General features: G+C 63.3%; 11 protein-coding genes. 6 read left to right on the top strand and 5 right to left on the bottom strand.

Translation table 11 applies throughout. The features are described from left to right. Positions 1–231 precede the first annotated feature (231 nt). Both aceB and M0D66_RS21255 read right to left on the bottom strand, forming a co-directional pair. Positions 232–1,842 (bottom strand): malate synthase A, encoded by a 1,611-nt coding sequence (gene aceB / locus M0D66_RS21250; protein WP_266211510.1) that lies wholly within the window; start codon positions 1,840–1,842, stop codon positions 232–234. 83 nt (positions 1,843–1,925) lie between these two features. Then, the gene (locus M0D66_RS21255) at positions 1,926–2,786 is read right to left on the bottom strand and encodes a (S)-2-haloacid dehalogenase (protein WP_266211511.1); all 861 of its coding nucleotides are present in this window, start codon (positions 2,784–2,786) and stop codon (positions 1,926–1,928) included. 178 nt (positions 2,787–2,964) lie between these two features. On the opposite strand from M0D66_RS21255, the gene M0D66_RS21260 reads away from it, so the two are divergent. Both M0D66_RS21260 and M0D66_RS21265 read left to right on the top strand, forming a co-directional pair. Then, positions 2,965–3,876, top strand: a complete 912-nt coding sequence (locus tag M0D66_RS21260; protein WP_200617916.1) for a LysR family transcriptional regulator — start codon at positions 2,965–2,967, stop codon at positions 3,874–3,876. Between the two features lie 237 nt (positions 3,877–4,113). Further along, positions 4,114–4,548 carry a universal stress protein gene (locus tag M0D66_RS21265; RefSeq protein WP_175053195.1) on the top strand — a complete coding sequence of 145 codons (435 nt, stop codon included), beginning with the start codon at positions 4,114–4,116 and terminating at the stop codon, positions 4,546–4,548. A gap of 275 nt (positions 4,549–4,823) precedes the next feature. Here M0D66_RS21265 and aceA read toward each other — a convergent pair whose 3' ends face one another. The 3 genes from aceA to M0D66_RS21280 form a co-directional block, all read right to left on the bottom strand. After that, on the bottom strand, positions 4,824–6,128 hold the full coding sequence (gene aceA / locus M0D66_RS21270; protein ID WP_266211512.1) for an isocitrate lyase: 1,305 nt from the start codon (positions 6,126–6,128) through the stop codon (positions 4,824–4,826). A gap of 455 nt (positions 6,129–6,583) precedes the next feature. Next, positions 6,584–8,227 (bottom strand): DEAD/DEAH box helicase, encoded by a 1,644-nt coding sequence (locus M0D66_RS21275; RefSeq protein WP_200652053.1) that lies wholly within the window; start codon positions 8,225–8,227, stop codon positions 6,584–6,586. 490 nt (positions 8,228–8,717) lie between these two features. Next, on the bottom strand, positions 8,718–8,987 hold the full coding sequence (locus M0D66_RS21280; protein WP_054041059.1) for an acyl-CoA-binding protein: 270 nt from the start codon (positions 8,985–8,987) through the stop codon (positions 8,718–8,720). A gap of 162 nt (positions 8,988–9,149) precedes the next feature. Between M0D66_RS21280 and tsaB the strand changes: the two genes are divergently transcribed. Genes tsaB through M0D66_RS21300 form a run of 4 tightly spaced genes read left to right on the top strand, consistent with a single transcriptional unit; the run spans position 9,150 to position 12,589 of the window. Continuing rightward, positions 9,150–9,962, top strand: coding sequence for a tRNA (adenosine(37)-N6)-threonylcarbamoyltransferase complex dimerization subunit type 1 TsaB (tsaB, locus tag M0D66_RS21285; RefSeq protein ID WP_200617917.1), 813 nt, complete (start codon positions 9,150–9,152; stop codon positions 9,960–9,962). Then, positions 9,959–10,453, top strand: coding sequence for a ribosomal protein S18-alanine N-acetyltransferase (gene rimI, locus M0D66_RS21290; protein WP_093633354.1), 495 nt, complete (start codon positions 9,959–9,961; stop codon positions 10,451–10,453). Before tsaB ends, rimI begins: the two co-directional genes overlap by 4 nt. Further along, positions 10,440–11,567 (top strand): uracil-DNA glycosylase, encoded by a 1,128-nt coding sequence (locus tag M0D66_RS21295; RefSeq protein WP_266211513.1) that lies wholly within the window; start codon positions 10,440–10,442, stop codon positions 11,565–11,567. The genes rimI and M0D66_RS21295 overlap by 14 nt, the downstream gene beginning before the upstream one ends. Next, positions 11,564–12,589: a DUF1853 family protein gene (locus tag M0D66_RS21300; protein ID WP_266211514.1), complete on the top strand. Its 1,026-nt coding sequence runs from the start codon at positions 11,564–11,566 to the stop codon at positions 12,587–12,589. The genes M0D66_RS21295 and M0D66_RS21300 overlap by 4 nt, the downstream gene beginning before the upstream one ends. Positions 12,590–12,610: the final 21 nt, after the last annotated feature.

Here is a 12,610-nt window from a genome sequence, read left to right on the forward strand (position 1 = left end):
TATGGCTGGCCCACGGCGAGCGCGCCGCAGCATAACCAATGCATGACGCGCACATCGCGAGCGCATCACCGGCGCACAACGAGCACATAAAAAAACGGCCCGGCAGGCATACGCCTGTCGGGCCGCCCGGTCGGTCAGCCTTGTGACCCAGGCCGCTCTTTCATCTTGCGTGGCTGCTGAAAGCGGGCCTGGTACGACGTCGTTATTGCTGATGCATGAGGCACAGATGCCTCAGATTTCCTCGTACAGCGGCAGCGTCAGGAAGTCGGTGAACTGCTCCGACGTCGACATCTCTTCGAAGATTTGTGCAGCGCGATCGTACGGCTTCGTATCCCCGCCGACTGCCTGCTTCACCTTGTCGAGCTCCTGTGCCGACAACTCGCGCACCAGCTCGGCCGTGACCTTGCGGCCATCTTCGAGCTTGCCCTTCGGCGAGCGAATCCATTGCCACACTTGCGAGCGCGAGATCTCGGCGGTGGCGGCGTCCTCCATCAGGTTGTGAATCGGCACGCAGCCATTGCCCGCGAGCCACGAACCCAGGTAGTGAATGCCGACGTTGATGTTGTTGCGCAAACCGCCTTCGGTGATCGGCGCTTCCGGACGGAAGTCCGTCAGGTCTGAAGCCGTGACGAGCACGTCGTCGCGTTGCTTGCCGATCTGATTCGGCTTGTCGCCGAGCACCTTGACGAATTCTTCCATCGCGATCGGCACGAGGCCCGGATGCGCGACCCAGCCACCGTCGTAACCGTCGCCGGCATCGCGCGCCTTGTCCGAGCGCACACCACCCATGGCCTTGTCGTTGGCGGCCGGATCGTTCTTGATCGGAATCAGCGCGCTCATGCCGCCGATTGCCGGCGCATTGCGGCGATGGCAGGTCTTCAGCAACAGCAGCGCGTACGCACGCATGAACGGCGAGGTCATCGTGATCTGCGAGCGGTCAGCGAGACAGAAATCGCGGTCGTTCTTGAACTTCTTGATCGCCGAGAAGATGTAGTCCCAACGGCCGGCGTTCAGACCCGAGCTGTGTTCGCGCAGCTCGTACAGGATCTCGTCCATTTCGAAGGCGGCGACGATCGTCTCGATCAGCACGGTCGCGCGAATCGTGCCACGTGGCACGCCGACGGCTTCCTGTGCGGCGAGGAAGATGTCGTTCCACAGACGCGCTTCCAGATGGCTCTCCATCTTCGGCAAATAGAAGTAGGGTGCCGTGCCGCGCGCAACCTGTTCCTTCGCGTTGTGAACCATGAAGAGTGCGAAATCGAAGATGCCGCCGGAGACGCGCTTGCCGTCCACGGTCACGTGCTTTTCGTCCAGATGCCAGCCGCGCGGACGCACGATCAACGTAGCGATCTTGTCGTTCAGCGTGTACGACTTGCCATTCTGTTCAAGCGAAATCGTGCGGCGCACCGCGTCCTTCAGATTGATGTGGCCGGTAATCTGGTTGTCCCAGCTCGGCGCATTCGAATCTTCGAAGTCGGTCATGTACGAATCCGCGCCCGAATTCAGCGCGTTGATGATCATCTTGCGCTCGACCGGTCCGGTGATTTCCACGCGGCGGCATTGGAGATCCTGCGGCAGCGGCGCGATCTTCCAGTCGCCTTCGCGCACGCTTTTCGTTTCGGCGAGGAAGTCGGGGCGCTCGCCGGCGTCGAGACGTTTGGTGCGTTCCACACGCGCCTGCAGCAACTGCTGGCGGCGCGGTTCAAACGTGCGATGCAGCGCGGCGACGAGCTCGAGCGCTTCGCGGGTGAGGATTGCTTCATAGCCCGGCTTGATCTCAGCCGTGATTTCCATGCCCTGCGGCAGCGACAATGATGATTGCGATGACAGCGGATTCGCCATGGTTTCTCCTTGGTCGGTCAGATTGCAAAGGTGCAAATGTTGAGATGCGGTTGAATTGCGTCGCGCGATCCTGGTGGTAGCCGTCATGCGCCAGGGCTGTGGCGTGTGCGGCTGCCACCGGGATTGCCGGTGCTGCCCGCGCCGCTATTGCGGCCGGGCGACGCGAGGGACTTCAGAAAAGCGAGCAGATCGTTCATGCCTCCGCCCGCGCCATGCGGCGTGACGCCCAGTTCTTCGGCTGGTGCGTTTTGCCGGTTAAGCCAGAAAGTTGTGAAGCCGAACCAGCCCGCGCCTGCCACGTCCCAGCCGTTCGACGACACGAAGACGATCTCGCGCGGTTCAGCGTTGAAGGCTTGCGTGCCGAGTGTGTAGGCCGCGGGCGAGGGTTTGTAGGCGCGTACCGTGTCGACGGACAGGACATGGTCGAACAGGCGCGTCATGCCGGCGCTCTTCACGGCGATGTCGAGCATTTGCGGATTGCCGTTCGAGAGGATCGCGAGACCGGGCCTTGTTGAATTCGCGCCTGCCCCGGCTTTGGCGCCAGCAGGCGCGGATGTGGATCCGGACGACGCTGAAGGCGCGTCGCGCAACTGGCGCAGCGCGGGCACGGCATCGGGAAAAGCGGACAGGCACGCATATTCGTCCATCAGACGCTTCTCTGCCGCACGGCCCAGCGTGAGATGCAGTTTCTTGGCGGCGAAGCGCAAGGCGTCGAGCGTGATGTCCCAGAACGGCCGGTAATGTGCACCGGGCGCACCGGCCGGATCGGCGAGCGTGCGCAGCTGCGTGTATTCGATCTGTTTCTGGCGCCACAACTGCGAGAGCGCGTCGCCGTGGCCCGGGAACATCTGCTCCGCGGCAGCGATCACCGAATGCACGTCGAAAAGCGTGCCGTACGCGTCGAAAATCACTGCTTTGGGGAAGGGTGTCGTTGTGGCCGACATTGCCGTGCACTCCTATCAGAGGTCAGGATGGATTGTATTAGTGATGCCATACGCTAAAAAAGAGGCTAAACATCACTTGATCTTTTACTTTCATACACCTAATCTGACGCGCACCGACCACTTTGCTGCACAAACGCCCCCAAAGGGACATCCTTCGAGGCGCGCGGCTCCGTTCCCCATGGATCGTTTCAAGCAGATCGAGACTTTCGTTACCGTCGCGGCCAAAGGCAGCCTGTCCGCCGCGGCGCTCGCCGAGGGCGTCGCGCCCGCGATCATCGGCCGTCGCATCGATGCGCTCGAAGAGCGTCTCGGCGTCAAATTGTTGGTGCGCACCACGCGCAAGATCACGCTGACCTTCGAAGGCTCGGCGTTTCTCGAGGATTGCCAGCGCGTCATCCATGACATGCAGAACGCCGAGGCCAGCGTGTCGGCGGGCGGCGTGAAGGCGAGTGGCCATTTGCGGCTGTCGGCGCCGGCCGGGTTTGGGCGCCGGCATGTTGCGCCCCTGGTGCCCGCGTTTACGGTCGCGCATCCGGATGTATCGATTACGCTCGACCTGTCCGACCGGCTGGTCGACCTCGTCAACGAGGGCTTCGACTGCGCCGTGCGTCTGGGCGAATTGCCGGATTCGTCGCTGGTGTCGCTCAAGCTCGGTGAGAACCGCCGCGTATGCGTGGCTTCGCCGTCGTATCTGAGCCGGCGCGGTTCGCCGCACTCGCTGGCCGATCTCGCGCATCACAACTGCCTCGCGCTCGGTGCGAGCGCCAACCAGCAGCGCGGCTGGATGTTCCAGCAGGGGGACAAGGTCGTGTCGATCAAGGTGTCCGGCACGATGGAATGCTCGGACGGCGCCGTGCTGCACGAGTGGTGTCTCGAGGGTTACGGGCTCGCATGGCGCTCGTGGTGGGAGGTCGGCACGGATATCGCGGCTGGCCGGCTGGTGAGCGTGCTCGACGAGTTCGCCGCGCCGCCGATCGGCATCCATGCGGTTTTTCCGCAGCGTCGGCATTTGCCGCTGCGGGTCCGGCTGTTTCTGGACTTTCTCAAGCATACGTACGGCCATCCTGATTACTGGGGCGAGGGCGGCTGAGTTGCGGCTGCGGTCCGGCGGTCCGTTGATCAGGCACAACGGCCCCTTATGCCGTCCTGCACAACCGCGACACACAACTGCCATGCGGATCCGCGCAGCGGGTTTTCGATATGCGGACAGACCCGCACGACGGCCTTGAGCGCGTTTCTGCGACCTACAATCGATTGAAGCGGTTTCCAAGCCGCGCCTCGTGGGACGCTGACGCCGCGCTGCACGCAGCCGGCGACGGAGGGCATCATGTTCAGGCACATCCTGGTTCCGACCGATGGTTCAGACCTGTCACGCAAAGCGATAGACGGCGCCATCGATCTCGCGCAGGCCGTCGGTGCTCGCGTTACCGCCTACGCGTGTCTGCCGCAATATCCATACTCGCCGTTCTCCGATGTAGTGATCGAGCCGCCGGTCGAGTTTCTGCAGCGCAGCGAGCGCGAAGCGCACGTGCACCTGAGAGAAGTGGAACTGGCCGCGCGCCGCGTCGGCGTCGCGTTCGACAGTCGCACGAGCGTGCATCCGGCGCCGTACCTCGGCATCATCGAAGCCGCGGAGCAGGGCGCCTGTGACGTGATTTTCATGGCGTCGCATGGACGGCGCGGCCTCGGCAGTTTGCTGATCGGCAGCGAGACGCAGCGGGTCCTGACGCATACGAAGATCCCGGTCATCGTGTACCGCTGAGGCGCGCGTTCGCGATTCCCGTCGCGGGCTAAAGCTGCGTAGCAAAACCGGCATAGCAAAAAAAACGCGCCGGCGATGAGGCCGGCGCGTCCGATGCTCGCCGCACAATGCGTTGTGCTGACTTTTTCTCCACTGCCGCCATCTCTCCCAGATTCCAGCCATCAGGGCAGACCGGCGTGCTTCCGCCCTGATGGCTGCTCCTCCCTGACCGCGGCTCTCTAACGGAGCCGCTTTTTCGTCTGCCTTGCCGTTCCCGCGATCAGACTGCAGGGTACTTACGCGACCTTCTTGTCGAAGAACTGTTCGTCTTCCGTCGAACCGTGCAGCGCGGTCGTCGATGCATCGCGCTCGACCGTTTGCGTCACGGCGTCGAAGTAGCCGGTGCCGACTTCGCGCTGGTGCTTGACCGCGGTGAAGCCCTTTTCGGCCGCAGCGAATTCAGCCTGCTGCATTTCGACGAAGGCGGTCATCTGGTTGCGGGCATAGCCGTGCGCCAGGTTGAACATCGAGTAGTTCAGCGCGTGGAAGCCGGCCAGCGTGATGAACTGGAACTTGTAGCCCATTGCGCCGAGTTCGCGCTGGAACTTGGCGATGGTTGCGTCGTCCAGGTTCTTCTTCCAGTTGAACGACGGCGAGCAGTTGTACGACAGCAGCTGGTCCGGGAATTCCTTGTGGATCGCGTCGGCGAATTTCTTCGCGAACTCGAGGTCCGGCTTGCCGGTTTCGCACCAGATCATGTCGGCGTACGGCGCGTAGGCGAGGCCACGCGAGATTGCCTGTTCCAGACCCGGTTTCGTGCGATAGAAACCTTCCACCGTGCGCTCGCCCGTCAGGAACGGCTTGTCGTTGTCATCCACGTCCGACGTGATCAGGTCGGCGGCTTCAGCGTCGGTGCGAGCCAGCAGCACGGTCGACGTGCCGGAGACGTCGGCGGCCAGACGAGCAGCGGTCAGCTTGGCGATGTTTTCGCGGGTCGGCACGAGCACCTTGCCGCCCATGTGGCCGCACTTCTTCACCGAAGCGAGCTGGTCTTCGAAGTGCACGCCTGCGGCGCCTGCTTCGATCATCGCCTTCATCAATTCAAATGCGTTCAGCACGCCGCCGAAACCGGCTTCCGCGTCGGCCACGATCGGGGCGAAGTAGTCGATATAGCCTTCGTCGCCCGGATTCTTGCCTTCCGACCACTGGATCTGGTCAGCGCGCGTCAGCGTATTGTTGATGCGCTTCACGACGAGCGGCACCGAGTTCGCCGGGTACAGCGACTGGTCCGGGTACATTTCACCGGCCACGTTCGCATCGCCCGCCACTTGCCAGCCAGACAGGTAGATCGCCTTCAGGCCAGCCTTGACCTGTTGCATCGCCTGGTTGCCGGTCAGCGCGCCGAGCGAGTTCACGAACGGCTCGTTGTTGACGCTTTCCCACAGCTTTTCCGCGCCGCGCTTGGCAAGCGTGTGCTCCACTTGCAGCGAGCCGCGCAGACGGATCACGTCTTCGGTGGTGTACGTACGCTTCACGCCTTTCCAGCGCGGATCGGTTTCCCATTGCTGTTGGAGTTGCTTGGCTTGTTGTTCGCGCGACATGGTGTGCTCCTTGGTTGCCTGTAATGGATAGATGACTCTTGTCTCTTCGTCGAAAGCGCTTGGCCCGTTGAGGCGTTTCGTTTCGTGAAGTCTTATATAAGAGTCTAGGCAAATCGACCGTCGCGCAATAGCTGCCGAGGAGCGTTTTTTTAATATTTATTTTTGTTAAAAATCAATTGCTTGCGTCACACGTTTCGCATTAAGAAACGTCTTTTCCCATCTTGCAATAGGCCTTGTTGTGCCTTGCAGCACGATTTTTTACGACGCAAAAAAATTTTCCACATCGTGAAATTTCGCCGGTGCCCAAAGTGTGGACGAAAAAAAACCGGTGCCTGAGCACCGGTTCCTTTCAGACTGACGAACTGCGCGAGGCCGTTCGTGTCTTTTCAGGCCGCCCTACGCGCTAAACGAGCCGCGTAAATAGGCTTGCCTGGTGACTGCCAGGCAGTCGCTGCTTAGCTGCCGCGACGCGCCGTACGCGGGCCGTCGCTGCGGCGTGCGCCGTAGCCGCCGTCACGCGAACCACCGCCGAAGCCGCCTTCACGTGAACCGCCGCCGAAGCCGCCTTCACGCGAACCGCCGCCAGCCGACTTGCCGGCCCAGCCGCCACCATTACCGCTACCGCTGCGCGAGCCGCCGCCGTTACCGGCCGGCTTGCCTGCGCCGCTGCCGCTACCGAAGCGACGGCCACCACCATTGCCACCGCCCGGACGGCCACGGCCGCCAAAGCCAGGACGGCCACCGCCCGACGGAGCCGACTTGCGCGGCTCGAAGCCTGCGACGACATTCACCGGCAGCGGGGTGCGCACGAAACGCTCGATGCGCTTCAACGCGCCTTGTTCCGCGTGGTGCACGAGGCTCACTGCGATACCCGAGCGGCCAGCACGGCCGGTACGGCCGATACGGTGCACGTAGTCTTCAGCGAACTTCGGCAGGTCGTAGTTGAACACGTGCGTGATGCCCGGGATGTCGATACCGCGAGCGGCGACGTCCGTTGCCACCAGCACGCGCACACGGCGCTCGCGCAGAGCCTTGATCGTGCGGTTACGTGCGCCTTGCGGCAGGTCGCCATGGAGAGCTGCCGATTCGAAACCGGCGTCGGCCAGACGGCCAGCCAGTTGGTCAGCGTCCATCTTGGTTGCCGTGAAGACGATAGCCTGGTCGAGGCCTTCGTCACGCAGCAGATGGTCGAGCAGACGATCCTTGTGATCGCGGTCGTCAACATAGTGGACGGTTTGCGCGATGTTGGTACGTTGTTCGAGGCGTTGAACGATCTCGATGCGTTCCGGATCCTTCAGCAGGCGGCCGGTCAGCGAGCTGATCTTGCCGTCGAGCGTAGCCGAGAACAGCATGGTTTGACGCGAAGCCGGCGTAGCGGCAACGATCGTTTCGATGTCTTCGATGAAGCCCATGTCCAGCATGCGGTCGGCTTCGTCGAGCACGAGGATCTGCAGTTGCGACAGATCAATACGGCCGCGTTCCAGGTGGTCGATCAAACGGCCCGGCGTAGCAACCAGGATTTCCGGGTTCTTTGCCAGCAGCATCAACTGTTGACCGTAAGCGACGCCGCCCAGAATGCTGACGGTGCGCAGACGCTTGAGGTGCTTGCCGTACGTGGCAGCGGCGGTGGTGACCTGCATCGCGAGTTCGCGGGTCGGCGTCAGAACCAGCATGGTCGGACGGGCAACCGGTTGCGGACGGCGCGTGCGGGCACCGTCAGCCGGACGCGCTTCACGCGGCTGGCTGGCTTGTGCTTTTTGCAGTTGCGAAAAACGTTCGATGGCGGGCAGCATGAACGCGGCGGTCTTGCCCGAACCGGTCGGGCTCGAGACCATCAGATCGCGGCCGGCGATGCCAGCGGGGATCGCGCGTTGCTGAACCGGAGTCGGGTTTTGATAACCAGCGGCGGTCAGGGCGGAGACGACATCCGCGGAGAGACCGAGCGACGCGAACGACGGGCCGGTCGGCGCTGCGGCTTCTGCGGCGACAGCTTCCGGAGCGGCAGCAACAGCTGCGGCTTGTGCGGGTGCGTCGGCGAAACCGAGGGCTTGATCGGCGATGGCGTTCAACGGGCTGCTGGGGGTATTGCTCGAAGTCATGAGAATCCTTGGTACACAGGGAATTAAAACGTCGGCGCCAATCGGCATACCCAAGTCGTCGGATTCAGCGAGCAAAGAAGCAGCGAGCAAATCGAAAAACGGGGGCAGCTCGCGACAATGAAGGCGAGCTTTTCGTTAGAAGCTGTATCGGATGCGACATGCCAACACGGCGTGCCGCCAGCCTGGGACATGATCGCCCGTAGGGGGCTAGGCAGGAGGGGACAGGTTCTAAACTGGATTGGAGCTAAACGCTACGAGGCGCTGCGCCGCAAAGGCCGCTAGAGGAAAGCCGGGCAAAGCAGTGAAGCGCAGGCAGCATTGTATAGGGTTTTGTTGCACTGCGCCACTGTTAGGAAGTTTCCTGGGGGAAAACTTTCATCTGGCTGCCCGAGTGGGCTTAAGGAGCCGGCCTGCTGGGCCACACCTAAGGACTTGCCCGCGGGGCTGCCGCGGCCAAGTCCGGGCGACGGATTTAGCCGCGGGGTCAGATTCAGGCGGCGGTGCCGCTCTTGAGGGCTTCGATCAGTTCGACGTATTGCTGCTTTGCGGCGTCCGGCGCGGTGCCTTTGAGCGCGGCCCACGCATCGTACTTGTATTTGCCGACGATATCGGTGAAGCCGGGTTTGTCGCCGTGGACGTCGCCGTCGATCGCCTGCTTGTAGAGGGCATAAAGGCGCAGAAGGGTAAGGTTGCCCGGACGCTCGGGCAGTTGCTTGGCGTCTTCCTGGGCCTGGACGAATTGCGCGTTGATGTCTGTCATGGTGGTTTTTGCCCGGCTGGCGGGGTTGGTTCTGGCTGGGCCGATGATCATAACAACTGCATGCGGCAGCGGGGCCGAGGGCTTATTCCAAACATTCTTGCCCGCCCGGCAGGCACACCCAAAACCGCATCTGCACGCGCCGTGCCGATTACAATACGGTCCATGACTCAAACTGTGCTTCTTGCTCTCGATACCTCGACCGAATTCTGCTCGGTAGCGCTCCTGTCCGCCGTCGGCGGCGCGGCGAGCCAGACAGCGGACCAAGGCAACGCCGAACCCCGGATCTGGATGCGCCACGAGCAAACCGGCGCAGTCTCCAGCACGCGCCTCTTGCCCGCAATTCGCGAACTTTTCGACGAAGCTGGCCTGAAACTGGCGGACTGCCACGCCATCGCCTTCGGCTCCGGCCCCGGCTCATTCACGGGTCTTCGCACCGCGACGGGCGTCGCTCAAGGCCTCGCGTTCGGCTTGAACCTGCCGGTCGTGCCGGTCAGCACGCTGCTGGCCTGCGCGGAAAGCGCACGGTTGCGCGATCCGTCGGCGACCCGCGTGCTCGCCGCACTCGACGCCCGGATGGACGAAATCTATTGGGCCGACTACGCCTGGGACGCGGCCGTTGGCGAATGGCGCACGCTACAGGCGGCTTCGCTGGACGCGCCGGAACGGCTCGTGTTGCCCGACGTCCCATTCACTTTGGCAGGCAACGCTGCTGCGGCCTTCGGCGCGCGGCTGCCCGCCGTCGCGGCTGCGCGAACCGTCGACAGCGAAGCGCTGCCGCATGCTGTGCCGCTCGCGCACGCGGCGTTGCGCGCGTTTCGCGCCGGCCGCACCGTGCCCGCGGATCAGGCCGCGCCGGAATACATTCGCGACAAGGTTGCTCAGACCACGGCGGAACGCGTCGCTGAAAAAGCCGCCAAGGCCGAACAAGCTGCCAAGGTGGCACATGAAGCGGATCAAGGTGAGGGCCGGCAATGAGCGGGGTGTTGCTGGCGGATCGCTATATGTCGCCGATGACCGAAGCCGACCTGGACGAGGTCGCGGCCATCGAAAAGATCGCCTACGAATTCCCCTGGAGCCGCGGCAATTTCGGCGACTCGCTGCGCAATGGCTATTTCGGCATCTGCATGCGTCACGTAACGGGCTCGCTGATCGGCTATTGCGTGCTGATGCCGGTGGTCGATGAAATGCATCTGCTCAATTTGTGCGTGACGCCCGCTGCGCAAGGTGCCGGCGCCGGGCTCGCGCTGCTGCGTGAAGCGGTGCGCATTACGCGCGCTGAAAAACTCGAGGGTCTGCTGCTCGAAGTGCGGCCCTCGAATCACCGGGCGATCCGGCTTTACGAGCGGTTTGGCTTTGCGTCGATTGGCCGGCGCAAAAACTATTATCCGGCGCGGCATCGCAGCCGGGAGGACGCCATCGTGATGCGTTTCTCGTTTGCCACGGAGGGCGCAGATGGCGCTGCATGAATCGGTACTGGAAGAGTTCGGACTCGCGCCGCTGTGGGTGCGTCGCGGGATGTCGGCGGCGCAGGAACCCGTAGTCGAAGCCGCTGCCGAGCAGGGCGGTGCGGGGTTGGCGGATCAGGTAGCGCGTCGCGAAGATCCGCGGATGGCGGGGAGTGACGCATCGTCGTCCACGCTCGCTCAGGATGGCCGGGACGCTGCGCGGCCCGCGATGCGAACCGGCGAAGCTGGACAAGCCGATTCGGCACAACTGCAGGGAGATCGCCGTGCGCCGGTACGCGCGGATCAAGCGCCGCCACCTGCGGAAACGCGCGATCGATTCGATCGTCAGACTCCCGCACGTGCAAGCGATTCGTCACGGCCCATGCCGGCGCCTGTCGAAACGCGGCAGCCACCGCAGCAGTCTCGTACACCCGAGCCACCGCCGTTCGACGCACCACCCGACGACGATTTCGCATGGTTCGACGACCAGCCGTCCCACGCTCACGCTGCCGTTGAAGCGCGCCGCGAGGCGCCCGAGCCCTCATCGATCCAGACGCTCGATTGGGACGCATTGAGCCAGCAGGTCGCTGCCTGCGAACGCTGCCGTCTGTGCGAGAAACGCACGAACACGGTATTCGGCGTCGGCGATCGCAACGCCGACTGGATGCTGATCGGCGAAGCACCGGGTGAGAATGAGGATCGCCTCGGCGAACCGTTCGTCGGCCAGGCCGGCAAGCTGCTCGACAACATGCTGCGTTCGCTGACGCTCGCGCGTGACAGCAACGTCTATATCGCCAACGTAATCAAGTGCCGCCCGCCGGGTAACCGCAATCCTGAGCCGGACGAAGTCGCGCGTTGCGAGCCTTATCTGCAACGCCAGGTCACGCTGGTCAAGCCGAAAGTGATCGTCGCGCTCGGCCGCTTCGCCGCGCAAAGTCTGCTCAGGACCGAAGCGAGCATTTCATCGCTGCGCGGCCGCGTGCACGAATACGAAGGCGTGCCGGTCATCGTCACCTATCACCCCGCATACTTGTTGCGCAGCCTGCCCGACAAGGCGAAGGCCTGGGCGGACCTGTGCCTCGCGCGCGACACGTGGCTCGCTGCGGGCGGCGTGCCGTCCAACGCGACAAAGTGACGGACGCGAACGGGCCGGCGGCGCGCTTTGCAGCCGCGCCCGGCACATCGGCGGCGGTCCTCGAACAGTTGCTCGATACATTGCACGAACCGGCCGTGCGCGATCTCGCGTGGCTGCTGCTGAGCGCCGATTTGTTGCGCGCGCAACCACCGGTTGGTGCGCTCGCGAGTCCTTTCGACACGCCGCAGGAAGCTGACGCAACCGTCGACTGGTTACGCGCGCTGGACGCAGATCCGGCCGACCTGCACCGAGATCTCGCTGCGACACGTATCACGCGTCTTGGCCGCTACGCCGAGCGGCTGCTCGGCTGGTTCTTGCAACACGGGCCGGCTACGCGGCTGGTCGCGGCCGGCGTACCGTTGCGGCGCTCAGGCGTCACGCTCGGTGAATGCGATTTTCTCGTGCAGACGCAGCAGGGCGCGCGGCTGCATTGGGAGCTGGCGGTGAAGTGCTATCTGCATGCGGGCGAGAGCCGCGCGCAGTCAACCACGCAGTCGGCGGCGCGCCTGGCTGATTACGTCGGACCGAATCTGAAAGACCGCTTCGATCTGAAGCTCGCGCATGTGCTGAATCATCAGCTACCGTTGAGCGCGCGCGAAGAGTTCGCCTCAGTGGGTCACGCAGGGCCGTGGACGCCGCAGATGTTCATCAAAGGTTGGCTGTTCTATCGTGCTGGCGAGACACCGGCTGATCCTGTCGAGCTCGATCCGTCGCATGGGCGTGGCTGGTGGGTGACCCGCAGCGAATGGACAGACTTTGCCGCGGCGCATGCGCGAATGTGGCGTGTGTTGCCACGGTTGGAATGGCTCGCGCCGCGGCGGCTTAAAGAGAGTGAAGTGGAGGCCGCGGGGTTTGCTTTCGTCGATCAGCTGATGCTTGCTGAACAAACATTACATCAGCATGGACCAACGATGGTCGCGGCATTCGCCAGTGACGGCGTGGGTACTGTTGCAGAACTTTCGCGCGGCTTCATCGTGCCGGACGATTGGCCAGAACAGGCGCAGATCTACGCGCGGAAGTAGCAGGACTGTTGGCGAGATTGA

It is taken from the genome of Paraburkholderia sp. SECH2 (assembly GCF_030464795.1).
GTDB lineage: Bacteria > Pseudomonadota > Gammaproteobacteria > Burkholderiales > Burkholderiaceae > Paraburkholderia > Paraburkholderia aspalathi.

Bases quoted from the DNA above. Each gene is read 5' to 3' on its own strand.
- M0D66_RS21255 (WP_266211511.1), bottom strand. From the start codon at position 2,786: ATGTCGGCCACAACGACACCCTTCCCCAAAGCAGTGATTTTCGACGCG.
- M0D66_RS21265 (WP_175053195.1), top strand. From the start codon at position 4,114: ATGTTCAGGCACATCCTGGTTCCGACCGATGGTTCAGACCTGTCACGC.
- M0D66_RS21295 (WP_266211513.1), top strand. From the start codon at position 10,440: ATGGCGCTGCATGAATCGGTACTGGAAGAGTTCGGACTCGCGCCGCTG.
- M0D66_RS21260 (WP_200617916.1), top strand. From the start codon at position 2,965: ATGGATCGTTTCAAGCAGATCGAGACTTTCGTTACCGTCGCGGCCAAA.
- tsaB (WP_200617917.1), top strand. From the start codon at position 9,150: ATGACTCAAACTGTGCTTCTTGCTCTCGATACCTCGACCGAATTCTGC.
- M0D66_RS21275 (WP_200652053.1), bottom strand. From the start codon at position 8,227: ATGACTTCGAGCAATACCCCCAGCAGCCCGTTGAACGCCATCGCCGAT.
- rimI (WP_093633354.1), top strand. From the start codon at position 9,959: ATGAGCGGGGTGTTGCTGGCGGATCGCTATATGTCGCCGATGACCGAA.
- M0D66_RS21280 (WP_054041059.1), bottom strand. From the start codon at position 8,987: ATGACAGACATCAACGCGCAATTCGTCCAGGCCCAGGAAGACGCCAAG.
- aceA (WP_266211512.1), bottom strand. From the start codon at position 6,128: ATGTCGCGCGAACAACAAGCCAAGCAACTCCAACAGCAATGGGAAACC.
- aceB (WP_266211510.1), bottom strand. From the start codon at position 1,842: ATGGCGAATCCGCTGTCATCGCAATCATCATTGTCGCTGCCGCAGGGC.